Origin of the sequence: Streptomyces sp. NPDC059524, assembly GCF_042749255.1 — a bacterium.
GTDB classification, from domain to species: domain Bacteria; phylum Actinomycetota; class Actinomycetes; order Streptomycetales; family Streptomycetaceae; genus Streptomyces; species Streptomyces xanthii.
The window spans coordinates 1-23,437 of record NZ_JBHYTK010000131.1 but is presented as its reverse complement, the minus strand read 5'-3'; the positions used below and the strand labels follow the sequence as shown (position 1 = coordinate 23,437).

16 protein-coding genes and 1 riboswitch are annotated in these 23,437 nt (G+C 73.1%); of the genes, 10 read left to right on the top strand and 6 right to left on the bottom strand.

Going from position 1 to position 23,437, the window contains the following annotated elements:
* Positions 1-363 precede the first annotated feature (363 nt).
* On the top strand, positions 364-717 hold the full coding sequence (locus ACFW9D_RS29115; protein WP_384626635.1) for a hypothetical protein: 354 nt from the start codon (positions 364-366) through the stop codon (positions 715-717).
* On the opposite strand, the gene ACFW9D_RS29110 is transcribed toward ACFW9D_RS29115, so the two are convergent.
* Entirely contained in the window at positions 695-1,690 is a 996-nt protein-coding gene (locus ACFW9D_RS29110) for a tellurite resistance/C4-dicarboxylate transporter family protein (protein ID WP_384626633.1), read from the bottom strand. The two genes, ACFW9D_RS29115 and ACFW9D_RS29110, sit on opposite strands and share 23 nt — an antisense overlap.
* A 25-nt stretch (positions 1,691-1,715) precedes the next feature.
* Entirely contained in the window at positions 1,716-2,915 is a 1,200-nt protein-coding gene (locus ACFW9D_RS29105) for a C40 family peptidase (protein ID WP_223205989.1), read from the bottom strand.
* Positions 2,916-2,922: 7 nt separating this feature from the next.
* Positions 2,923-3,127: riboswitch (cyclic di-AMP (ydaO/yuaA leader) on the bottom strand.
* A 277-nt stretch (positions 3,128-3,404) separates the two neighbouring features.
* Between ACFW9D_RS29105 and pcrA the strand changes: the two genes are divergently transcribed.
* On the top strand, positions 3,405-5,972 hold the full coding sequence (gene pcrA / locus ACFW9D_RS29100) for a DNA helicase PcrA (protein WP_188337308.1): 2,568 nt from the start codon (positions 3,405-3,407) through the stop codon (positions 5,970-5,972).
* Positions 5,973-6,000: 28 nt separating this feature from the next.
* Here pcrA and ACFW9D_RS29095 read toward each other — a convergent pair whose 3' ends face one another.
* Both ACFW9D_RS29095 and ACFW9D_RS29090 read right to left on the bottom strand, forming a co-directional pair.
* Positions 6,001-7,755 carry a peptidoglycan DD-metalloendopeptidase family protein gene (locus ACFW9D_RS29095; RefSeq protein ID WP_384626628.1) on the bottom strand — a complete coding sequence of 585 codons (1,755 nt, stop codon included), beginning with the start codon at positions 7,753-7,755 and terminating at the stop codon, positions 6,001-6,003.
* Between the two features lie 274 nt (positions 7,756-8,029).
* Positions 8,030-9,043 (bottom strand): esterase/lipase family protein, encoded by a 1,014-nt coding sequence (locus tag ACFW9D_RS29090; RefSeq protein WP_384626626.1) that lies wholly within the window; start codon positions 9,041-9,043, stop codon positions 8,030-8,032.
* Between the two features lie 596 nt (positions 9,044-9,639).
* Between ACFW9D_RS29090 and ACFW9D_RS29085 the strand changes: the two genes are divergently transcribed.
* Complete coding sequence (locus ACFW9D_RS29085) at positions 9,640-10,050, top strand: cobalamin B12-binding domain-containing protein (RefSeq protein WP_188337306.1); 411 nt, start codon at positions 9,640-9,642, stop codon at positions 10,048-10,050.
* 247 nt (positions 10,051-10,297) lie between these two features.
* On the opposite strand, the gene ACFW9D_RS29080 is transcribed toward ACFW9D_RS29085, so the two are convergent.
* Positions 10,298-11,884 carry a DUF5691 domain-containing protein gene (locus ACFW9D_RS29080; protein WP_384626623.1) on the bottom strand — a complete coding sequence of 529 codons (1,587 nt, stop codon included), beginning with the start codon at positions 11,882-11,884 and terminating at the stop codon, positions 10,298-10,300.
* Positions 11,885-11,953: 69 nt separating this feature from the next.
* Positions 11,954-13,318, bottom strand: coding sequence for an SWIM zinc finger family protein (locus ACFW9D_RS29075; RefSeq protein ID WP_384626620.1), 1,365 nt, complete (start codon positions 13,316-13,318; stop codon positions 11,954-11,956).
* A gap of 143 nt (positions 13,319-13,461) precedes the next feature.
* Between ACFW9D_RS29075 and ACFW9D_RS29070 the strand changes: the two genes are divergently transcribed.
* From ACFW9D_RS29070 to sucD, 7 genes are all read left to right on the top strand, one after another.
* Positions 13,462-14,607: an AAA family ATPase gene (locus ACFW9D_RS29070; protein WP_384626618.1), complete on the top strand. Its 1,146-nt coding sequence runs from the start codon at positions 13,462-13,464 to the stop codon at positions 14,605-14,607.
* Complete coding sequence (locus tag ACFW9D_RS29065) at positions 14,604-16,877, top strand: DUF5682 family protein (protein ID WP_384626615.1); 2,274 nt, start codon at positions 14,604-14,606, stop codon at positions 16,875-16,877. Before ACFW9D_RS29070 ends, ACFW9D_RS29065 begins: the two co-directional genes overlap by 4 nt.
* 120 nt (positions 16,878-16,997) lie before the next feature.
* Positions 16,998-18,170, top strand: a complete 1,173-nt coding sequence (locus ACFW9D_RS29060; protein WP_384626612.1) for a VWA domain-containing protein — start codon at positions 16,998-17,000, stop codon at positions 18,168-18,170.
* Between the two features lie 104 nt (positions 18,171-18,274).
* A complete protein-coding gene (locus ACFW9D_RS29055) occupies positions 18,275-19,432 on the top strand; it encodes a hypothetical protein (RefSeq protein ID WP_384626609.1) in 1,158 nt (385 codons plus the stop codon).
* A gap of 122 nt (positions 19,433-19,554) precedes the next feature.
* On the top strand, positions 19,555-20,796 hold the full coding sequence (locus tag ACFW9D_RS29050; protein ID WP_384626606.1) for a hypothetical protein: 1,242 nt from the start codon (positions 19,555-19,557) through the stop codon (positions 20,794-20,796).
* 453 nt (positions 20,797-21,249) lie between these two features.
* Positions 21,250-22,428: an ADP-forming succinate--CoA ligase subunit beta gene (gene sucC / locus ACFW9D_RS29045; RefSeq protein WP_188337299.1), complete on the top strand. Its 1,179-nt coding sequence runs from the start codon at positions 21,250-21,252 to the stop codon at positions 22,426-22,428.
* 21 nt (positions 22,429-22,449) lie between these two features.
* Positions 22,450-23,331 (top strand): succinate--CoA ligase subunit alpha, encoded by an 882-nt coding sequence (gene sucD, locus ACFW9D_RS29040; RefSeq protein ID WP_188337298.1) that lies wholly within the window; start codon positions 22,450-22,452, stop codon positions 23,329-23,331.
* Positions 23,332-23,437 lie beyond the last annotated feature (106 nt).

The window sequence follows — 23,437 nt, the reverse complement described above, 5'->3', positions numbered from 1 at the left end:
GGGCCGCCCCCGCCCCGCCCCACCTCTCTCTCGGGCGCTCTGGCCACCGCGGTGAGCGCCCCCCCGGGGTGTGGTATCCACCCGCGGCGCGCGCGGCCCCGCTCGGGGGGGAGCGGGCCGCCGCCGGACCTTTCTCGGCGGTGGTGGCCGACTGCCGCCCCTGGCCGGGCGGCGGTGGGGAGCCGGTCACCTGAGGAAGGACGCTAAACCTCGGCGTAACGGGTTGGTGTCGGACTGTCCCCAACTGGCCCCTTTGTTGCGTGCTGTGGCGGAGTGTGACAGTCCGGTGTTCGTGCGTGACCGGTGGGGAGGGGCGGGGGAGCGGTGAAGGGGGCCGGCCGGCGCTTGGCTAGGCTCCGCCTCATGGACGTACTCCTGCACCTCTTCGTCGGCCTGCACATCATCGGCATCGCCTCGCTGCTCGGCGGGTTCCTCACGCAGATGCCGGCGCTGAAGCAGGGCACCGCCCGCTTCAACAAGGCGATGCTGCACGGCGCGCTGACGATGCTGGTGACCGGCGTCGCCCTCGTCGGCCTCAACCAGGCCCAGGACTACAGCGTCGACAACATCAAGATCGGCGTGAAGCTCGCGATCCTGATCGTCATCCTCGGCATCGTCTACGTGAAGCGGGACGAGGAGAAGGCGGAGAAGCCCCTGTTCCTCACGGTCGGCGCGCTGACCGTGGCGAACATCCTCATCGCCGTCCTGTGGACCTGAGCGCCGCCGACGACCTGACCGCTCCCGTCGCCGTCGCGAGCCACACCGCGACCGCGATCCACACGAGCACCCGCCCCGGCGTCTCCAGCCACGACGTCTCCACGGCGGTGGCGACCATCAGCGTCGCCACCGCGGTCATCCCCATCGGGAACACCGTCGACCAGCGCCGCACGTCGTAGTGCGGCCGGGGCCGCACCACCTCGCCCACGCACAGCACGACGTACCAGCTGAGATCGAGCGTGAGCAGCAGCCCGGCCATGAACCGCAGGACCTCGGTGTCCTGGTTGTTCCACAGGTCACCCGCCCGCCCCGCGAGCACGAGCCGCGCCGCCGCGAGCGCCGAGATCGCGAGCGCGCCGCCCGCCACCCAGTGGTCCCCGGCCCCGGTCAGCACCTGCCGCAGATCGAAGCGGACGAACGCCGCCGCGTAGACCACGAGCCCGAACCAGAAGAACCCCACCGCCGCGTAGCCCAGCCACGCCACGTGCGCCGACGCGCTCAGCGTCGCCCCGAGCACCGCAAGGGCCTGCGTCGCGACGCACGTGATGAAGACGGCGCCGGGCATCTTCGGCCGCCAGTGCCGCACCACGGCCACGAACAGCACCGGCCACACCACCACCGCGATCCCCAGCAGCACCTCGGCGAACCCGAGGCTCCCGGCCAGCGCGTACCGCGTGCCGAGCACACACGTCGCGGCCACCGCCGTGAGCGCCGCGGGCGTGTCCGCCTCCCGCTCCCAGCGGCCCCGGTCCCCGAACAGGCGGGCGAGGAACACGACCGCGAGCAGCCCCCACAGCGCCGAGCCCAGCACGAGGAACACCGTCGACAGCACGTCCTGCCCGAGCAGGTGGAGGCCGATCGAGACGATGCCGGTGGCCATGACGGCGGCGCCGGCGGCCGGCGGGATCGTCGCCCAGGGTGAGGCGGGTGCGGTGTCGGGGGTCCCGGGCACGTCCGGGCGGTCGCGGTCCACCGCCCGAACGTAACCGCGAGCGGCGTCAGGCGGGGCGCACCACGCTGTGGATCGACGCGGTGCCGTCGTAGTAGATCGACTCCTCGCGCACGTACGCGCCCGGCTTCGGGGCGTGGATCATGATGCCGTCGCCCTTGTAGATGCCGACGTGACTGATGTCGTCGTAGAAGAAGACCAGGTCACCGGGCTGGATGTCGGACAGCGGGACCGTCGTGCCGAACTCCACCTGGTCCCACGTGGTGCGCGGCAGCGTGACACCGGCCGCCTTCCAGGCCGCCCCGGTCAGCCCCGAGCAGTCGTACGAGTCCGGGCCCGTCGCGCCCCACACGTACGGCTTGCCCTCCTGGGCCTTGGCGAAGGCGAGGGCCTTCGCGGCCTTCGTGGCGTACGAGGTGTCCGTCGAGCCCGAGTCGGAACCGGAGCCCGTGCCCGGGTCCGTCGTGCCGGAACCGGTGCCCGAGCCCTCCTCCTGGCGGGCGGCTTCCTCGGCCTTCCGCTTGGCCTCTTCCTCGGCCTTCTGCTTCGCGGCGAGCTCGGCGGCCTTCTTGCGGGCCGCCTCCTGCTTCTGCCGCTCGATCGCGGCCAGCCGCGCCTTCTCCTCGGCCGTCAGCTCCGACAGCAGCTTCCGGGCGTCGGCGAGCTTCGACTGGACGGTCTGCTTGGACGTCTTCAGCTCGGTCTGCGACGTCGTCAGCTGCTTCAGGCTCTCCTGCGCCTCGGTGCGCTTCTTCGCCGTCTCGCGCTGCTGCACCTGGTAGTCGTCGACCGCCTTCTTCTGGCGGGAGGTCAGCCGGCTCATCAGCTGGTCCTGGGCGAAGTAGTCCTCGGGGTTCTCCGCGAGGAACATCGTCGCCGTGTCGCTCACCCCGCCCGTGCGGTACTGCGCGGCGGCGAACCGGCCGAGCTCCTCGCGGGCCGTGTTCATCTTCTCCGTGCGCTGCGCGATGTCGTCGAGGAGATGATCGACCTGCTTCTTCTTGCCGGTGGTCCGCTCCTGGGCCGCGTTGTACTTCTGCGTGGCCACCTCGGCCTGGCGGTAGAGCGTGTCGACCTTCTTCTGCACCTCTTCGAGGCTCGGCTTCGCGGGCTGGGCCGGCGCGGCCTGGGCCGTCTGCGAGAGCAGCGCGACGGAGGTGAGGGCGGCGGTCGTGATGCCGACCGCGGGGGTCGTACGGGTGCCGCCGGTCATCCGGGAGCGGGTACGCGGCTTGCGGTGCGACGCCAAGGCAGGCGACTCCTTCCGTAATCCGCCTACCGGGTTAGCTGTCGGGTTCGGGCTCGTACACCGTCGCTTCGGTGCGCGGTGGTGCACGTCGTACGGAAGGCTGCCCTACGGCCAACCATCCGGCGCCGCCGGACTGTTGACCGATTCACCCCAAGGTCGGTGGGTCCCCGGTTCCCTGCCTCTCGGCGTACGGAACTCGGCGGGGGCTGCCCGCTCGCCGCGTTGTTCGCGGGCGGGGGGACGGGCTGCCCGCGCAGCACCGTAGCCAACTCGTGTTGCTGCTGTGAAGGTTGATGTTCGATATGCCCGATACATTTTCGTGACCATTTCCATGATCTCTACGCCGCGGGCCCCGAACGGCCTTTGCTGTCGCGCTGGGTTACCGGGCCGTCGCAAAGGGTGGTGCGAGGGGTGTCACCGTGAATGCGAGGAGCGTCTCCGTGAAGGTGACGGCGGGCTGTCGGTGGGGCGGCCTAGACTCGGAGAGCGATGAGCAGCCTCTTTGACGACAGCTTCCTGGCCGGCCTCCAGTCCCCTGCGGAGGAGCCCCCGCCGCCGCCCGAGGACCCCGAGCACGACGGGGCCCCCGAGCCGCTTCCGGACGACCTGTTCGGGGGGAAGTTCGACGCGCCCGTGGACCGGGACACGCACTACCGCGACGGGGCGCCCCGCCCGGCCCTGGACCCGGAGGCCCTCCTGGAGGGGCTGAACGAGAACCAGCGGGCGGCCGTGGTGCACGGCGGCTCCCCCCTGCTCATCGTCGCGGGCGCCGGCTCCGGCAAGACCCGCGTCCTCACGCACCGCATCGCGTACCTGCTCGCCCAGCGCGGCGTGCACCCCGGCCAGATCCTCGCGATCACGTTCACGAACAAGGCCGCGGGCGAGATGAAGGAGCGCGTCGAGGCCCTGGTGGGCCCGCGGGCGAACGCGATGTGGGTCTCCACCTTCCACAGCGCCTGCGTCCGCATCCTGCGCCGCGAGTCCAAGCGGCTGGGCTTCACGTCCTCCTTCTCGATCTACGACGCGGCCGACAGCAAGCGGCTCATGGCCCTGGTCTGCCGCGACCTGGACCTCGACCCGAAGAAGTTCCCGCCGAAGTCCTTCAGCGCCAAGATCAGCAACCTGAAGAACGAGCTGATCGACGAGGAGGACTTCGCCGCCCAGGCCGCCGACGGCTTCGAGAAGACCCTCGCCCAGGCCTACGCGATGTACCAGTCCCGCCTCCGCGAGGCGAACGCGCTGGACTTCGACGACCTGATCATGACGACGGTCAACCTGCTGCGCGCCTTCCCCGACGTCGCCGAGCACTACCACCGCCGCTTCCGGCACGTCCTGGTCGACGAGTACCAGGACACGAACCACGCGCAGTACGCCCTGGTCCGTGAGCTGGTCGGCACCGCCGCCGCCCACGACGCGGAGGTGGAGGCGGGCGTGGACGCGCCGCCGAGCGCGGACGACCCCGGCCCGGCCGAGCTGTGCGTCGTGGGTGACGCCGACCAGTCGATCTACGCCTTCCGCGGCGCCACGATCCGCAACATCCTCCAGTTCGAGGAGGACTACCCGGACGCGACGACGATCCTCCTGGAGCAGAACTACCGCTCCACCCAGACGATCCTCTCCGCGGCCAACGCGGTCATCGAGCGCAACGAGTCCCGCAGGCCCAAGAACCTGTGGACGAACGCGGGCGCGGGCGCCCAGATCACCGGCTACGTCGCGGACACCGAGCACGACGAGGCCCAGTTCGTCGCCGACGAGATCGACCGGCTGACCGACGCGGGCGACGCGAAGGCCGGCGACGTCGCCGTCTTCTACCGGACGAACGCGCAGTCCCGTGTCTTCGAAGAGGTCTTCATCCGCGTCGGCCTCCCGTACAAGGTCGTCGGCGGCGTCCGCTTCTACGAGCGCAAGGAGGTCCGGGACGTCCTCGCGTACCTGCGGGTGCTCGCCAACCCGGAGGACTCCGTCCCGCTGCGCCGGATCCTGAACGTGCCGAAGCGCGGCATCGGCGACCGCGCCGAAGCCATGATCGACGCCCTCTCCCAGCGCGAGAAGATCTCCTTCCCGCAGGCCCTGCGCCGGGTCGACGAGGCGTACGGGATGGCGTCCCGCTCGACGAACGCGGTGAAGCGGTTCAACACGCTGATGGAGGACCTGCGCACGATCGTCGAGTCCGGCGCCGGCCCGGCGACGGTCCTCGAAGCCGTCCTGGAGCGCACCGGATACCTCGCCGAGCTCCAGGCCTCCACCGACCCGCAGGACGAGACCCGCATCGAGAACCTGCAGGAACTCGCGGCCGTGGCCCTGGAGTTCGAGCAGGAGAACGCGGCCGCGGAGGAGGGCGCGCAGACCGAGGCCTCCGGCGGCACGCTCTCGGACTTCCTGGAGCGGGTCGCGCTCGTCGCCGACTCCGACCAGATCCCCGACGAGGACGACGACGGCAGCGGCGTCATCACACTGATGACCCTGCACACCGCGAAGGGCCTCGAGTTCCCCACGGTCTTCCTGACCGGCCTGGAGGACGGCGTCTTCCCGCACATGCGCTCCCTCGGCCAGACCAAGGAGCTGGAGGAGGAGCGCCGGCTCGCCTACGTCGGCATCACGCGCGCCCGCGAGCGGCTCTATCTGACCCGCTCCTCGATGCGCAGCGCCTGGGGCCAGCCCTCGTACAACCCGCCGTCGCGGTTCCTGGAGGAGATCCCGGCCGCGCACCTGGACTGGAAGCGCACGGGTCCGGCGACGCCTTCGGCGACGGCCGGCCGCGGTGGCTTCGGCGGCTCCGGCGGCGGCTTCGGCAAGAGCGGTGTCGCGGCCTCGCTGTCGTCGACCCTGTCGTCGCGCTCGCGCACGACGCCCGCGTTCGCCACGAGCCGGGGGCGGGCGGGCGACAAGCCGGTCGTGGCCCTCGCGGTCGGCGACCGCGTCACGCACGACCAGTTCGGCCTGGGCACGGTCGTGGGGGTCAACGGGCAGGGCGACAAGGCGGAGGCGACGATCGACTTCGGCGACCCGAAGCCGAAGCGGCTGCTGCTGCGCTACGCGCCGGTCGAGAAGCTGTAACCCGGCAGGGCGGGGCCGGACGGGGCCGTCAGGTCGGGTCGAGGCCGTGGCTGCGCAGCCACGGCAGCGGGTCGACCGCGGCGCCGCCACCGGGGTGCACCTCGAAGTGCAGGTGCGGGCCGGTCGAGTTGCCGGAGTCGCCGGACGTCGCGATGACGTCACCCGCCTTCACGGGCCCGCTCAGCACCGTGTGCCGGGACAGGTGGCAGTACCAGGTCTCGGTGCCGTCCTTGGCGGTGACGATCGCCATGTTCCCGTACGCGCTGTTCCACTGGGTGCGGACGGTGCCGTCGGTCGCCGCCATCACGGGGACGTACGAGACGGGGAAGTCGATGCCGGTGTGCGAGGACATCCAGTTGATGCCGGCCTGGCCGAAATAGGCGGACAGTCCGCGGGCCGAGACCGGCAGGGCGAACTTGGGGCGGGCCGCCTCCTTGCGGGCGGCCTCCTCGGCGGCCTTCTTGCGGTCCGCCTCCTGCTTCGCCTTCAGGTCGATGCGCTCCTGCGTGCGGCTCGCCCGGTCGGCGAAGTCGCCCGCGTCCGCGGAGAGTCCGCGCAGCTGGGTGTCCAGCTTGTTGTTCGCCACCGAGGGCTTCACGGTCTTGACGTCGGGCGCCGCGGCGGCCTTCGTCTCCTTGGGCTCCTCGCCGCCGAGACCGCCGACGGACGCGGCCGCGACCCCCGCCACACCGATCGCGCAGACCGAGGGCACGGCGACGGTCAGCAGGGCGGAACGCTTGGCGGGCGTACGGCGACGGGCCGCCGCGCGGCCGCGCGGGGCGCTCCGCGGCGCCGCGGCCCGGGCCAACTCCGGCTCCCAGGGGTTCGGTTGCTCCTCGCCGCCCGCGGTGTCCCCGGCGTCCGTCGCGTCGTCCTGCTCCGCGTCGGCGGGGGCGGGAGCGGGGGAGGTGGCCAGGCTGTCGGCCGCGTCGTAGGCGTCCTCGGGCACGTACTGGTCCGGTACGTGGGCGTGGAGCGTGTCCTGCGCGGACGGGGCGGCCTGCGCGGTCCGGGTTTCGGTGCCGGCCGAGTTCCAGGCGGTGGCGTCGTAGGCGCCGGTGTCGTAGGACGTCGTGCCGAGGAGGGTCGAGTGGTCGAAACCGGCCGAGTCGAGACCGGCGGAGTCGAAGCCGGAGGTCTCGAAGCCCGGGGCGTCGAACGTGGCGGTCCCGTGCGCCGGGGTCTCGTGGCCGGCGCCGGGGAAGCTCCCGGTCTCGAAGTTCGCCGCGTCGAAGCCCGGCGCCTCGAACGAGGACGTCTCGAACGAGGATGTTTCGAAGGAGGAGGTCTCATAGGCGGAGGCGTCGAACGTGGACGTCGTCGCCGCGTAGTCCGTGTAGTCCGCCGTCGCGGCCGGGAAGCCGGCCGAGGTGGAGTCGTAGCCCGGGTGCTGGAACCCGGAGGCGTCGAAGGTCTGCGTCCCGAACTCTGACGTACCGTCAAAACCCGTGTGTCCGGTATAGGACTGCGTGTCCCACTGCCCGGTCTGCTGCTGCCCGTACCCGGTGTCGGTCCACAGCCCCGAGGTGTCGTAACCGCCCGTCCCGTGCGTCTCGTACGAGGACGTCGCGTACGGGTCCGCGGCCTGCGCGTACTGCTGTTGCTGGTGCTGCCCGTCCGCTCCGTACCACTGTCCGGAGTCCTGGACGTGGCCGTAGGAGCCGGTGTCGTAGGGGTCCGTGCCCGCCAGGTCGCCGAAGAGCGGGTCAGTGGCGAAGCTGGTCGTGGAGTAACCGTCGTAGGTCGCGTCGTGCGCGGTCCCCGACGGATGACGGTCGTTCACCAACTTCTCTTTCGCCTCGACGACAGGGGCTGCCAGAGCAGTGCGGCGACTGTACCCGGCGGTACGAGCACACGACAATCTTCGGCAGGTTTCCCCGCTCCAGGAAAGGGGCAATCGGCGTTGTTTCGGTGAACTGCGGGCATGCGCTTGGCGCTGAGTTCGAGACGAGTTCGAAAAGGCCGGAGCCCGGGACGTGCGGGTACGTACCGCTCTGGCCGAGTTGGGCGTCCGCAGGGGCCGCGGGTTCGAACACAGCCCCTGGAAAAGGTCGTCGTCAGGCGACCGTCAGACCGCCGCGCGTGTCGGCGCCGCCGTTCGCCCCGGCCACCGGGTCGGGGGCGAGCGCCTCGCGGACGGCCGCCGCGACCGCCGGATGCACCGGCAGGGCCAGGTGCCCGATGCCCGTCACGCGCACGTTCTGCGCGATCAGGTCCGGGTGGTCGACGCAGGCCGTCTCCAGCGGGACCATCAGCGGGTCGAGGTCGCTCCAGAAACTCACGAAGCGGGTCGTGCAGCCCGGTGCCGGTTCCTTCAGCTCCTCGATCACCGACGAGCCCGGCCGCATCTGCCGCACGATCGGATGCGCGTCCGCGAGCGGCGCGACGCGGGTGCCGCTGTGCGGGGTGCCGAGCGTGACGACGGTGCGGACGCGGCGGTCGCCGCCCAGCCGCTGCACGTAATAACGGGCGATCAGACCGCCCAGGCTGTGGCCCACGATGTCGATCCGGTCCCGTCCGGTCCGCTCGCACAGCTCCTCGACGTGCCGGCCGAGCAGCGTCGCGGCCGCCTTGATGTCACAGGTCAGCGGCGAGTAGTTGAGGGACTCCAGATGCCGGGTGCCGTGCTGGGCCAGGGCGCGGCGCAGCAGCACGAAGACCGAACGGTTGTCGATGAACCCGTGCAGGAGCAGCACCGGCGGGCGCTCCGGGGTGGCCGAGGGGACGTCGGCGGGGGCGGGGACGCGCGGGGCGCGGCGCTCCGGGGTGAGGCCCGAGGGGTACAGCACCAGATGTCCGGCGAGGATCGCGAGCTCCAGCGCGGTCGCCTTCACCAGGACCGTCGAAAGACCGGCGAGCCGGCCCGGCAGGAGGCGGCGGGGGAGGGCCCGAAAGGGCGGGAGGTCGGCGAGGGCCACGAGGGCGGAGAGCGTGGTGAGGGCCGTGGAGAGAGCTCTGGAGGCGGTGCTCGCGGGGCCGGCGGGTGTGGCGTGCGGGGTGGATGTCGCTGCGGTTGCCGGGTTCGCGGCGCCGGTGACCGTGTCGGTGGCGGCGGTGTCCGTGGACTTCATCGGTCGACCTCCCGTCGGCACGTGGGAGGACATCTGCGTCCCCCGTGTGCACTCGTGGGAGCCGGACGAGGACGAGGCGGTGACGGTGGTGCTGCGGGTGTTACCGGTGCTGGCTGGTGAGAGGGGTGGTGATGGTGGTGGTCGTGCGGTCGGTGGAGGGATGCACTGCGTTGCTCGTTCCTGGTTGCTTGACGTCGCCCGGTCGTGGCGTCGGCACCCTGACTCACCTCTCACGGTGCTGCACCGTGATCAGGTCCGCCACCGCAGTCGCTGTCCGCGTCCCCGCGAACACGAGCGGTCACCGATGGCGCCGTCTTTCCCCGCTGGTCCGTATCTCTGTTCCGGCTCCTCGCGCTTCGGATCCGGAACGAGCGGGCGGGCCGCCCGGAACGGTCGCGATGCGCAGTGAACGTGTCCCACCGTGTGATTTCCCCCTCGCTCCGCACCGCGAAACGGCCGCTTGCGGGATGCTGTCGATAACGTTCGTTCACTTCGGGCGTCCGGAATCGGGTATCCGCAAGCGGGTGTCCGGAGCGGGCGCCCGGAACCCGGGACGGTCCAGGGCCCCGGGGATCAGTCACTTCATGGAGGCAGTGATGGGTGTGGCAGCCGGTCCGATCCGCGTGGTCGTCGCGAAGCCGGGACTCGACGGCCACGATCGCGGGGCCAAGGTGATCGCGCGGGCGCTGCGTGACGCCGGTATGGAGGTCATCTACACGGGCCTGCACCAGACGCCTGAGCAGATCGTGGACACGGCGATCCAGGAGGACGCCGACGCGATCGGGCTCTCGATCCTCTCGGGCGCGCACAACACGCTGTTCGCCCGGGTCATCGAACTGCTCGTCGAGCGTGACGCGGCGGACATCAAGGTCTTCGGCGGCGGGATCATCCCCGAGGCGGACATCGCTCCGCTCAAGGAGAAGGGCGTCGCGGAGATCTTCACGCCCGGGGCGACCACGGCGTCCATCGTGGAGTGGGTCCGGGGCAACGTCCGCGAACCGGCCTAGCCGGCCGGGGGCGGGGGCGGCGCCGTAGCTCCGACTGAGCGTTTCCGGTGCGGCCGGGTGGGGCTTCTCGCGCAGTTCCCCGCGCCCCTGAAATGCAGGCGCTACGCGCCGCATTTCCCCGATGGGTCACCGCCCCGATGGAGGTAGCGGACGAAGTCCGCATCTCCAGGGGCGCGGGGAACTGCGCGACCAGCCCCCACCGGGCCGCACCCGGCAAGGACGCCAAGCCCCACGGCGGGAAGCCGGGCTACCCCGCAACCGGCGGAGCCAATTCGTCCCGCATGGCCCGCCGCAGGCGCAACGTTCCTACCAGGCGCTGGAACGCCTCCGCCCAGTACCCGCCGGCCCCGGGCGCCGCCCCCTCCGGCTCGTCGACCGCCGCCGTCAGCCCCTCCAGCCGCACCGCCTCCTCCGGATCCAGGCACCGCTCGGCCAGGCCCATCACCCCGCTGAAGCTCCAGGGGTAACTGCCCGCGTCCCGCGCGATGTTCAGCGCGTCCACCACGGCCCGCCCCAGCTCAGGCGCCCACGGCGTCCCGCACACCCCGAGCAGCTGGAACGCCTCCGACAACCCGTGCGCCGCGATGAACGCCGCCACCCACGCGGCCCGCTCCGCCCCCGGCAACGCGCCCAGCAACTTGGCCCGCTCCGCGAGCGACACCGCCCCGGGCCCCGCCGCCCCCGGCGCCGTCGGCGGCCCGAGCAGCGCCCGCGACCACGCCGTGTCACGCTGCCGCACCGCCGCCCGGCACCAGGCGCCGTGCAACTCGCCCTGCCAGTCGTCCGCGACCTCCAGCGCCACGATCTCCTCGGGCGTACGCCCCCCGAACCGCGCCGCCCAACGGTCCAGCGGAGCCGCCTCCACCAACTGCCCGAACCACCACGACCGTTCGCCCCGCCCGGCCGGCGGCACCGCCACGACCCCGTCCCGCTCCATCGCGGCGTCGCACTCGTGCGGCGCCTCCACCACCACGACCCCCGCCGCCCGGTCGAGCGCCACGCACGACAGCGCCCGGTCCGCCATCCGCGCGGCCAGCGCCGAACGCGGCAGCGCCGAAAGGAGCTCGGCCGCCGTCGCCCGCACGTTCCGGCTGCGGTCGCCGAGCGCCTGCTCCAGGAACTCCTCGTCCGCGTCACCGAGCCCCGTACGCAGCGAGTCGAGGAACATCAGCCGGTCCTCGGCCCGCTCCGTACGCCACGTCCCCGCGAGCAGCGCCCGCGCCGCCGCCGGATCATGGACCCGCACCGCCGCGAGCAGCGCGACCCGCTCCGCGAACAGCCCCTCGCCCCACAGCCGTCCGACCCCCTCCGTGTCGTCCGGCGCGGGCAGGGCGGCCCCCGCGCCCGGAGTGGCCCGGAGCGCGAACTTCCAGTCGCCGTTGAGCCGCGCCAGCCACAATGCGCGCGGCCCTGCGAACGTCAGTACCTGCGGGCGCAGATCCGTCCGCCCCCGCGCCGCGTCCAGCAGCGCCGGAAGCAGCTCGGGCGGCGGCGCGTACCCGTGGCCGTTGGCCGTGGCGAGCCACTGCGGCAGCAGCTCCAGCAGGTCGGGCGCCGAGCCGCGCCGCGTCCCGCCCGAACCGGCGCGGTCCGTGAGCAGCACGGCGAGCCGATGCCGCGCCGCGGCCGGCAGTGCGGGCCGCGGGTCGTCGAGCGCGGGCTCGGGCGGGGCCGCCGCGACCACCGGCCGCAGCCCCGCCCGCCGCCGCACGGTCTCCAGGGCGGCCGCGTCGAGCAGCGCCTCCGGTGTGGTGGACGAGCGGCGCCCGGTCCCGAGCAGAGCGGTGCTGACCAGCTCGTCCCAGGACGAGCCGACACCGGACGAAGCGATCATGAGGTAGGCCTCCCAGTGCGTCAGTGCGTCATTGCGTCATTGCGTCCGTACGAAGGTGCGGCGTGGGGGTCAGTCGGTCAGGGGGATCAGCGGCGCGTCCGGTGTCCCGGACCATGCCGACAAGGGGCGGAAGCCCGCGTGGCCGCAGTCGCCGAAGACCGTCACCGGGGAGCCTCCCGACAGGGCGACCAGGCGCCACAGGCCGGGGGACGCCGTAGCGGCCGGGGTGAGGGGCAGGGCGGATTTGCCGTCGGCGTCCGCCAGTTGCCAGCCCCCGCCTCCGTCCGCGTCGTGGGCCGGGACGACGCCCGTCAGTGTCACCGGCCAGGACTCCAGCCACGGATCCGACCGCAGCTCATCGCCGTAGCGGGCCAGCGCCGAGCCGGCATCGACGCCGGCCGGTCTCGCGCCCCCGGCCACCGGCGCCCCGAACTGCTCGGTCAGCTCGGCCCGCAGGGATCCCGGGCGCCCGGAGACCGAAGCGTCCAGAGTCAGCCCGGGCGGCAGCACCAGGGACGGCGCACGGCCCGCCGCACCGTAGGAGAGGAGCAGCACGGTGCGGCCCGACTCCGTGCCGTACAACCAGATGCGGCGCGTCGTCAGATGACCGTCGCTCGTGTCGTACTGACTCAGGATCAGCCAGCGATCACGCAACGGCTCACCCGTCGCCGACGCGGGCAGGCCGACACGGGAACGCACCGTCGCCGCCAGCTCCTCCGGCAGCTCGGCCTGCCGCAGCCAGCCCCGGTCCAGGAGGTGGAGCAGCGCGCACTCCTCCAGCAACCGGGCGGGCCAGCCTGGCCCGGACCCCGGTATCGCCCCCAAATCCCTTACGCGCGCGGCCAGTCCGGGCGCCTGCGCGTCGACCATGCGCGCCGCCGTCTCCTCCCACAGCCCGTACCCGGCCTGCTCCGCCTGCGCCAGGCCCCCGCGCAGCAGATCCGTCAGCCGTTGCTCCAACTCCGTGGCCCCCGCCGTGATCCGCTGCGCGCGCCGCTCCGCCCTGCGCCGCGCCGCCTCCGGATCGGCCGGGGCCGCCGGCGCGCCCTGCGGGGCCGCCCGCTGCCGCTCGGCCCGCTCGCGCCGCCCCGCGAGCCACTCCTCCGCCCAGTCCGGCGCGGCCGCCGAACCCGGCACCTGCGCCGTCCCGCCCGCCCAGAGCAGCAGCAGCCCCAGCGCGTGCTTGCACGGGAACTTACGGCTCGGACAACTGCACTTGTACGCCGCGCCCTGTGCCCCGCCGATGTCCACGACCGTCAGGTACGGCCGGCTGCCGCTCCCCTTGCACTGCCCCCACACCGCCCCCTCGTCCGTGCTCCCCGTCCCCGACCACGGCCCCGCCGTCCCGAGCTTGCTTCCCGCCTTGCGTGACGCGACGTCAGGTGCCAGTGCCAGCACCTGGTCCGTCGTCCAGCGCACCCCCTGCTGAGTCATGTCGTCGACGGTAGGTCCCGCCACTGACAATCCACCCCGGAACCGTCCTGACCTGCGCCGATACCCGGCGCGAGGTCGATTGTCAGTGGCGGGACCTACCTTCGGAGCATGGCTTGACCGGGCTGATCTGGAGGGGGAGAGGCATGTCCGTTTCCGTCGAGGGACACACCGAGGGACGCACCGAGGGACGCGTCGGGGAACAGGCCGGGGCGCAGGTGCTGCGCCCCCACGCGGAGAACGCGTTCGCGCACGAACTCGCGGCGCTCGCCGCGCAGGACGACCGGCAGCGGCCGGACCGCTGGCGGCTGTCGCCCTGGGCCGTCGCGACGTATCTGCTCGGCGGCACCCTGCCCGACGGCACCGTCATCTCGCCGAAGTACGTCGGGCCCCGGCGCATCGTCGAGGTCGCGGTGACGACGCTCGCGACCGACCGCGCCCTGCTCCTGCTCGGCGTGCCCGGCACCGCCAAGACCTGGGTGTCCGAGCACCTGGCGGCCGCGGTCAGCGGCGACTCGACCCTGCTCGTGCAGGGCACGGCCGGCACACCGGAGGAGGCGATCCGGTACGGGTGGAACTACGCGCAGCTGCTCGCGCACGGCCCCAGCCGCGACGCCCTCGTGCCGAGCCCCGTCATGCGCGCGATGACGGAGGGCATGACGGCCCGCATCGAGGAGCTGACCCGCATCCCGGCCGATGTGCAGGACACGCTCATCACGATCCTGTCCGAGAAGACGCTGCCGATCCCGGAGCTGGGCCAGGAGGTGCAGGCGGTCCGCGGGTTCAACGTCATCGCGACGGCCAACGACAGGGACCGGGGGGTCAACGACCTGTCGAGCGCCCTGCGCCGCCGGTTCAACACGGTGGTCCTGCCGCTGCCCGCCACCGTCGAGGCCGAGGTCGACATCGTCGCGCGCCGGGTCGAACAGGTAGGCCGCTCCCTGGAGCTGCCCACGGCACCGGACGGCGTGGACGAGATCCGCCGGGTCGTCACCGTCTTCCGCGAGCTGCGCGACGGGGTGACCGCCGACGGTCGTACGAAGATCAAGTCGCCCAGCGGCACGCTCTCCACGGCCGAGGCCATCTCCGTCGTCACCAACGGCCTCGCCCTGTCCGCACACTTCGGGGACGGCGTGCTGCGGCCCTCGGACGTCGCCGCCGGCATCCTCGGCGCCGTCGTCCGCGACCCGGCGGCGGACCGGGTGGTCTGGCAGGAGTACCTGGAGGCCGTGGTGCGCGAGCGGGACGGCTGGAAGGACTTCTACCGCGCCTGCCGCGAGGTGAGCGCATGACCGCAGGCGCGCGTACGCCGCCGCCCGGGGGACCGCTCCTCCTGGGCATCCGCCACCACGGGCCGGGCTCCGCCCGCGCCGTCGCGCACGCGCTGGACGCGGCCGCACCCTGTGTCGTCCTGATCGAAGGCCCGCCGGAGGCCGACGCGTTGGTGCCGCTCGCCGCCGACCCGGACATGCGGCCCCCGGTCGCGCTGCTCGCGCACCTCGTGGACGAGCCGGGGAAGTCGGCGTTCTGGCCGTTCGCCGAGTTCTCGCCGGAGTGGGCCGCCCTGCGCTGGGCGCTCGCGCACGACGTGCCCGTCCGCTTCATCGACCTGCCCGCCGCGCACAGCCTGGCCCTGCGCGACGCCGAGGACGTGGAGAAGGGCGAAGAGAGGGAAGAGGGGGAGCAGGTCCGGATCGATCCGCTGGGGGTGCTCGCCGAGGCCGCCGGGTACGACGACGCGGAGCGCTGGTGGGAGGACGTCGTCGAGCACCGCCGGGGAGACGCCTTCGCCGCACTCGGCGAGGCCATGGAGGAGCTGCGAGCGGCCTGCGGCGAGGCGGGCGAGGACCGCCGCGACGCGGTGCGCGAGGCGTACATGCGGCTCCAGGTGCGGGCGGCGGTGAAGGAGTTCGGCGCGGACGGGGTCGCCGTGGTCTGCGGCGCCTGGCACGTGCCGGCGCTGCGCACGAAGACGACGGTCACCGCCGACCGCGCCCTGCTCAAGGGCCTCCCCAAGGCCAAGGTCGACATGACCTGGGTCCCCTGGACGCACCGACGGCTCGCCCGCGCCAGCGGTTACGGGGCGGGCATCGAGTCGCCCGGCTGGTACGGGCACCTGTTCAGCGCCCCCGACCGGCCGGTCGAGCGCTGGCTGACCAGGATCGCCGGACTGCTGCGCGAAGAGGACCGCGTCGTGTCCTCCGCGCACGTCATCGAGGCGGCGCGGCTCGCCGAGACGCTCGCCGTACTGCGCGGCCGGCCGCTCGCCGGGCTCACCGAGACGCTCGACGCCGCGCGCGCCGTGCTGTGCGAGGGCTCCGACGTGCCGCTGTCCCTCATCCACGACCGGCTCGTCGTCGGGGACGTGCTCGGCGAGGTGCCGGAGAGCGCGCCCGCCGTGCCGCTCCAGCGCGACCTCACGCGGCAGCAGCGCAGCCTGCGCCTCAAGCCGGCCGCGCTGGAGAAGGAGCTCGACCTCGACCTGCGGGGGGACACGGACGCGGCGCGCAGCCGGCTGCTGCACCGCCTGCGGCTGCTCGGCGTCGCCTGGGGCGAACCGGCACGCTCGGTGCGCGGCTCGACCGGTACGTTCCGCGAGACCTGGCGGCTGCGCTGGGAGCCCGAGCTGTCGGTGCGGGTCGCCGAGGCCGGGGTGTGGGGGACGACCGTGCTCGGCGCCGCGACCGCGAAGGCGGAGGCCGACGCGATCGGCGCGAGCGCGCTCGCCGACGTCACCTCGCTCGCCGAGCACTGCCTGCTCGCCGGACTGTCCGAGGCGCTGCCCGTGGTGATGCGGGTCCTCGCAGACCGGGCCGCCCTGGACGCGGACGTCGGTCATCTCGCCCAGGCGCTGCCCGCGCTGGTCCGTGCCCTGCGCTACGGGGACGTGCGCGGCACGGACACCGCCGCCCTCACCGAGGTCGCGGCCGGCCTCGCCGAGCGCGTCTTCGTCGGGCTGCCGCCCGCCTGCGCCGGGCTCGACACCGACGCGGCCACCGCGATGCGCGGGCACGTCGACGCCGTGCACGCGGCCGTCGGGCTCCTTGACGACACCGAGATGCGGGCCCGCTGGCGGTCCGTCCTGCGCGGGCTCGCCGTACGCGACGGGGTGGCCGGGGCGATCAGGGGGCGGTGCGCGCGGATCCTGCTCGACGAGGGGGAGCTAGGGGACGAGGACGCGGCACGGCTGATGGGGCTCGCGCTGTCGCCCGGGACGGAGCCGGGGGAGGCGGCGGCGTGGATCGAGGGGTTCGTCGGGGGCGGGGCCGGGGGCGGCTTGCTGCTCGTGCACGACGAGCGGCTGCTCGGGCTGGTCGACGCGTGGCTGTCGGGGGTGCGGGCGGAGGCGTTCACGGACGTACTGCCGTTGCTGCGGCGGACGTTCTCGGTGTTCGAGCCCGGCGTGCGGCGCTCTCTCGGTGAGCTCGTCCGGCGCGGACCGGGCGGCTCCGCCGAGCCCGGATTCGGTTTCGGCGGCGTCGAATCGGTGGATCTGGAGCGGGCGGAGGCGGTGGTGCCGGTCGTTCGGCTGTTGCTCGGGGTGGGGGCGGGGAGCGGATGAGGGGTTCGTCGCCGGGTGCGGGCCGGTGGGCGCGACCAGCCACGGCGAGAGGCGCGCTCGCCGGACTTCGAGGACATGGCAGACGAGTACGCGGGACAACCGACATGCGGAGGTGGGGAGATGAGCGTGGCCAGTGACGAGACGGAGCGGCTGCGGCGATGGCGGATGGTGCTGGGCGGAGACCAGGCCGACGGCACCGGACACCAACTCACGGGACAGGACGCCGCGATGGACGGCGCGCTCAGCGCGCTGTACGGAGGAGGCGCGCCGGGCCAGGGAAAGCCCGAGAGCCGGGGGGCCCGTACCGCGGGGCTCGGGGCGAGCGCCCCGAGCGTGGCTCGCTGGCTGGGAGACATCCGTACCTACTTCCCGTCCTCCGTCGTCCAGGTGATGCAGCGCGACGCCATCGACCGACTCGGCCTCTCCGCCCTGCTGCTGGAGCCGGAGATGCTGGAGGCGGTCGAGGCGGACGTCCACCTCGTCGGCACGCTGCTGTCGCTGAACAAGGCGATGCCGGAGACCACGAAGGAGACGGCCCGCGCCGTCGTCCGCAAGGTCGTCGAGGACCTGGAGAAGAGGCTGGCGACCCGCACCCGCGCCACCCTCACCGGCGCCCTCGACCGCAGCGCCCGCGTCACCCGCCCCCGCCACCACGACATCGACTGGAACCGCACGATCGCGGCCAACCTCAAGCACTACCTCCCCGAGTACCGCACGGTCGTGCCCGAGCGGCTGATCGGGTACGGGCGGGCCTCGCAGGCGGTGAAGAAGGAAGTCGTCCTCTGCATCGACCAGTCGGGTTCGATGGCCGCGTCGGTCGTCTACGCCTCGGTGTTCGGGGCGGTGCTCGCCTCGATGCGGTCGATCCGGACCCGGCTCGTCGTCTTCGACACGGCGGTCGCCGACCTGACGGACCAGCTCGACGACCCGGTCGACGTGCTGTTCGGCACCCAGCTCGGCGGCGGCACGGACATCAACCGGGCGCTCGCGTACTGCCAGTCGCAGATCACCCGCCCCGCCGAGACGGTCGTCGTGCTGATCTCCGACCTCTACGAGGGCGGCATCCGCGACGAGATGCTGAAGCGGGTCGCGGCGATGAAGGCGTCGGGTGTGCAGTTCGTGACGCTGCTCGCGCTGTCCGACGAGGGAGCCCCCGCGTACGACCGGGAGCACGCGGCGGCGCTGGCCGCGCTCGGGGCGCCGGCGTTCGCCTGCACCCCCGACCTCTTCCCGGACGTCATGGCGGCGGCCCTGGAGAAGAGACCGCTGCCGATACCGGACGCGGGGGCGTAAACCGGCGGAGCCACGGCGAAGCGGATATGCCTACCCATCGGTAACGCGGGGCTTGCGCGGGCGCCCTCGTGCCGTGCGAGGATCGGCTCACCGTGACTTCCCCGATGACCGTTTCCGCCCCCGCCGTGCGCGCTCCGCGTGCGGTGGCCGGCCGGCGTGCGCTGCAACTGGCGCTGCTCGTCATCGGTTTGGTCGCCCTCGGCGTCCTGTGCGGCGGCCGGGCTCACGCGGACGAGGCGTCAGACGCCGCCGACGCCCTGCGCTCCACGGTTGCCGAGCCCGTCACCCAGCCCGTTCACGAGGCATCCGGCCCGTCCACCGTTTCCGAGCGGGCCGTGGAGCCCGTACGGGAGCGGGGTACGCGGCCGGTCGGCGAGGAGCTCACCGGGCCGGCGCTCGAGCGGGCCTCCGGGCCCGTGCGGGAGCAGGCCGCCGAGCCGGTCCGCGAGGCGCTCGTGGAGCCCGTCCGTGACCGGGGCACCGCCCCGGCGAACGACCGGGTCGTCGAGCCCGCGCTCGACCGCGCCGCCGCGCCGGTGGAGCACCGGGTCGCCGGTCCCGTCCGGACCGAGGTCCTCGGGCCCGTGCTCCGGGACGCCGCCGGCGGTGCCGCGCGGGACGCCGGTCTCGCACCCGCCGCCACGCTCGTCCAGGGCGCCGCGGCCCCCGTACGGGCCACCGTGACCGAGCCCCTGCTCGGTGTCGTGCGCGATGTCGCGGGGCCGGTCCGGGAGCTGGGCGAAGAGGTCGTCGAAGGCCTTGCCGCGGCCCCCGGGGCGCTGGCCTCCGGGGCCTCGGGCTGGCCGGGACTGCCCGGGCTGCCCGCACTGCCCGGACAGGACCTCCCCGGGGCGCCCGTACCGGCGCAGCCCGGCACCGCGCCGGCACCCGACGCCGGCACGCCCCCGCACCCGCACGCGGACCGGTCCGGCGACCGCCCGCACCGCACCCCGTCGGCCGCGCCGGCGGCGTGCTCCACGACGGCGGCGTTCGGCGCCGCGTACGGCCACGGCGCCCACGCCGCGGCCGGCGCCGTCCCGGAGGCCGCCCGGCCCGCGGGCCCCGGCACCCCGGCGCGTCCCGACGGTGCCCCCTCGGCCGGTGCGGTCGCGGGGGACGGGGGCTCGCCGCGGCACGGCGACCTCCACGCGGCGGCGTTCGGCGACCGTCTCCCCGTCGTCCTCCCGGCCCGCGTCGTCGCGCCCGGGTCCGGCCCGGCCGTCATCGACCGGCACCAGGACATTCCCGCATTCCCCGGCTAGGGCAGCCCGTTTCCCCGCTCGTGACCTGTCGCGCGGGGGCGGAACAGGTCTGCCCCGTATCCGGGGGCCGGAGCACCCGGCCCGCCGGACCCCAGCCGGAATGTGAAGGAAGCACGTACGCCATGAACAAGAACCTCCGCCGCTCGATCGTCATAGCCGCCGGCGTCTCGGGTGCCTGGGCCCTCGGCTCGGCCGTCGCCAGCGCCGACGAGCTGCCCGCCCACTCCCTGTCGGTCCCCGACCTCTCGGTGCCCGACCTCTCGGACACCGGCCTCGCGGTGCCCGACGCCACCACCCCGGACGTCTCGGCCCCCGACGTCTCTGCCCCCGAGCTGTCCGTCCCGGACGTCTCCGCGGGCGACCAGGCCGGTGACGCCGTCGCCGGAACGCAGCACACCGTGAAGAAGCTCGCCGACAAGGCCGAGGCGCCGCAGGCCGCCCCGGCCCTGCGCGGGCACGGCGACCACGTCGCGCAGGTCGCCGAGCAGGCGAAGCAGGCCGAGGTCGACTACCTCTTCGGCCCGCTGTCCGACTTCGCCCCCGAGCTCCAGCAGCAGCTCCACGCCCGGATCGCCCAGGCCCCCGGCACCATCACCACGACGGCCGCCTCCGCGCAGCAGGCCGCGGGCCCGGTCGTGGACGAGACGGCCGCCGCCGCGCTGCCGCCCGTGGCCGGGCACGCCGTCGACAGCGTGCTGCCCGTCGTCGGGCAGACGGTCGGCGAGGTGACCGGCGACGCGACCGGCGCCGTGCTGCCGCCCGTCGCCGCGACCGCCGTCCACGGCGTGCTGCCCGTCGCCGGCCAGGCGGTCGGCGACGTGACCGTCCTCGCGGACGGCGTCACCGGCGACGTCACGCCGTTCGTCGGCACGGTCGTCGCCGACGACGTCGCGCCGTTCGCCACCGGTGTCACCGGCCAGGTCCACCCGCTGGCGACCGGTGTCGTCGGCGAGGTCGGCCCGTTCGCGCAGGGTCTGGTCGCCGACGACGTGGCGCCGTTCGCCACGGGCGTCGTCGGCGCCGTGCAGCCGCTCGTCCAGACGGTCGTCGACCAGGTCAGCCCGGTCGTGTACGGCGTCGGCAGCAGCGCCCACGGTCTGACCCAGGGTGTGACCGGCGACGTCGCCCCGTTCGCGGGCGCCGTGGTCGGCGACAACGTCGCGCCGTTCGTCCAGAACGTGGTCGGCGAGCACGTCGACCCGCTGGTCACCGGCGTCACCGGCCAGGTCGGCCCGTTCGCCCAGGACCTGACCGGCACCGTCGTCGCGGACGCCGACCCGCTCGCGGGCAACGCCGTCACCGGTGTGCAGGGCCTGGCCGGCTCGGTCGCCCCGAGCTACCTGCAGTACGGCACCGGCGTCTGATCCCGTAGCGGATCCCGGCGTCCACAGACCGATGCCGCCGACCCCCGTACGGCCGAAAACCATCGGACGGGCGGGGGACACCCGGCGGCCGGTCCGGGCGGTCCCCGTCGGGGACGGGACCGCCCCGACCGGGCCCCTGAACAGCGGGGCCCCTCGGATGGCCTCACCGTGCGCACCCCAGCACGGTGAGGCCGTATACCGCCCCCGAAGCCCGGAAACAAGTGCTGATCAGTGCCGCAAACAGGACGCTCTGTGACCGGTATCACCGCTCAGGTGTGATCTGCGAATTAGAAGGCATCGCGCAGCGGCGATAACCTGCGAGACGGACATGCCGCGTACCCGGCCACTGTGTACGCCTCGTACGCCTCCCTTGTGACAGCGGAGTCACGTTGCCCTTCGCGGCACGCCCACGCAGATAACGAACCGCGAGATCACTGATAGGGACGGACGCGCGTGGACCTGTTCGAGTACCAGGCGAGGGACCTCTTCGCCAAGCACGGTGTACCGGTGCTGGCCGGTGAAGTCATCGACACGCCTGAGGCGGCGCGCGAGGCCACCGAGAAGCTGGGCGGCAAGTCGGTCGTCAAGGCGCAGGTGAAGGTCGGCGGCCGCGGCAAGGCCGGCGGCGTGAAGCTGGCCGCCTCCACCGACGAGGCCGTGCAGCACGCCACCAACATTCTCGGGATGGACATCAAGGGCCACACGGTCCACAAGGTGATGATCGCCGAGACGGCCCCGGAGATCGTGGAGGAGTACTACGTCTCCTTCCTCCTGGACCGCACCAACCGCACCTTCCTCTCCATCGCCTCCGTCGAGGGCGGCATGGAGATCGAGGAGGTGGCGGCCACCCGTCCGGAGGCCGTCGCCAAGACGCCGATCGACGCCAACGAGGGTGTGACCCCCGAGGTCGCCCGCAAGATCGTCACGGACGCGAAGTTCCCGGCCGAGGTCGCGGACCAGGTCGCGGAGATCCTCCAGACCCTGTGGAAGACCTTCGTCGAGGAGGACGCCCTCCTGGTCGAGGTCAACCCGCTGGCGAAGGTCGCCTCCGGCAAGGTCATCGCCCTCGACGGCAAGGTGTCGCTGGACGACAACGCCGACTTCCGGCACCCCGACCACGAGGCCCTGCAGGACAAGGCCGCGGCCAACCCGCTCGAGGCCGCTGCCAAGGAGAAGGGCCTCAACTACGTCAAGCTCGACGGCGAGGTCGGCATCATCGGTAACGGTGCCGGTCTGGTCATGTCGACGCTGGACGTCGTCGCGTACGCCGGTGAGAACCACGGCGGCGTGAAGCCGGCCAACTTCCTCGACATCGGCGGTGGCGCCTCCGCCGCCGTCATGGCGAACGGCCTGGAGATCATCCTCGGCGACCCGGACGTCAAGTCCGTGTTCGTCAACGTCTTCGGTGGCATCACCGCCTGCGACGAGGTCGCCAACGGCATCGTCCAGGCGCTCGCGCTCCTCGAGGAGAAGGGCGAGAAGGTCGAGAAGCCCCTCGTCGTCCGCCTCGACGGCAACAACGCCGAGCTGGGTCGCAAGATCCTCTCCGACGCCAACCACCCGCTCGTGCAGCGCGTGGACACCATGGACGGCGCGGCCGACAAGGCCGCCGAGCTCGCGGCCGCGAAGTAAGGGACGAGGGACAGAACAGCCATGGCTATCTTCCTCAACAAGGACAGCAAGGTCATCGTCCAGGGCATGACCGGTGCCACGGGCATGAAGCACACCAAGCTCATGCTGGGTGACGGCACGAACATCGTCGGCGGTGTGAACCCGCGCAAGGCCGGCACCTCCGTCGACTTCGACGGCACCGAGGTCCCGGTCTTCGGCACCGTCGCCGAGGCGATCGAGAAGACGGGCGCCAACGTGTCCGTGCTCTTCGTCCCGCCGGCCTTCTCCAAGGCCGCGGTCGTCGAGGCCATCGACGCCGAGATCCCCCTCGCCGTCGTCATCACCGAGGGCATCGCCGTCCACGACTCCGCCGCGTTCTACGCGTACGCGAAGTCGAAGGGTGGCAAGACCCGCATCATCGGCCCGAACTGCCCCGGTCTCATCACCCCGGGCCAGTCGAACGCCGGCATCATCCCGGGCGACATCACGAAGCCGGGCCGCATCGGCCTGGTCTCGAAGTCCGGCACGCTGACGTACCAGATGATGTACGAGCTCCGTGACATCGGCTTCTCGTCGGCCGTCGGCATCGGTGGCGACCCGGTCATCGGCACGACGCACATCGACGCCCTCGAGGCGTTCGAGGCCGACCCCGACACCGACCTGATCGTCATGATCGGCGAGATCGGCGGCGACGCCGAGGAGCGTGCGGCGGACTACATCGCCAAGCACGTCACCAAGCCGGTCGTCGGCTACGTCGCGGGCTTCACCGCCCCCGAGGGCAAGACCATGGGCCACGCCGGCGCCATCGTCTCCGGTTCCTCCGGCACCGCACAGGCCAAGAAGGAGGCCCTGGAGGCCGCGGGCGTCAAGGTCGGCAAGACGCCGACCGAGACCGCCAAGCTGGCGCGCGAGCTGCTTTCGTAGTTCGCCTCAGGCCGCGTACGACAGTGGGCCCGCACCGGATGCTCTCCCGGGGGGGGGCCCCGGCGGGTCAAACCCCGGCCGGCGCCCGGCGCGGGGGGGCCGCGCG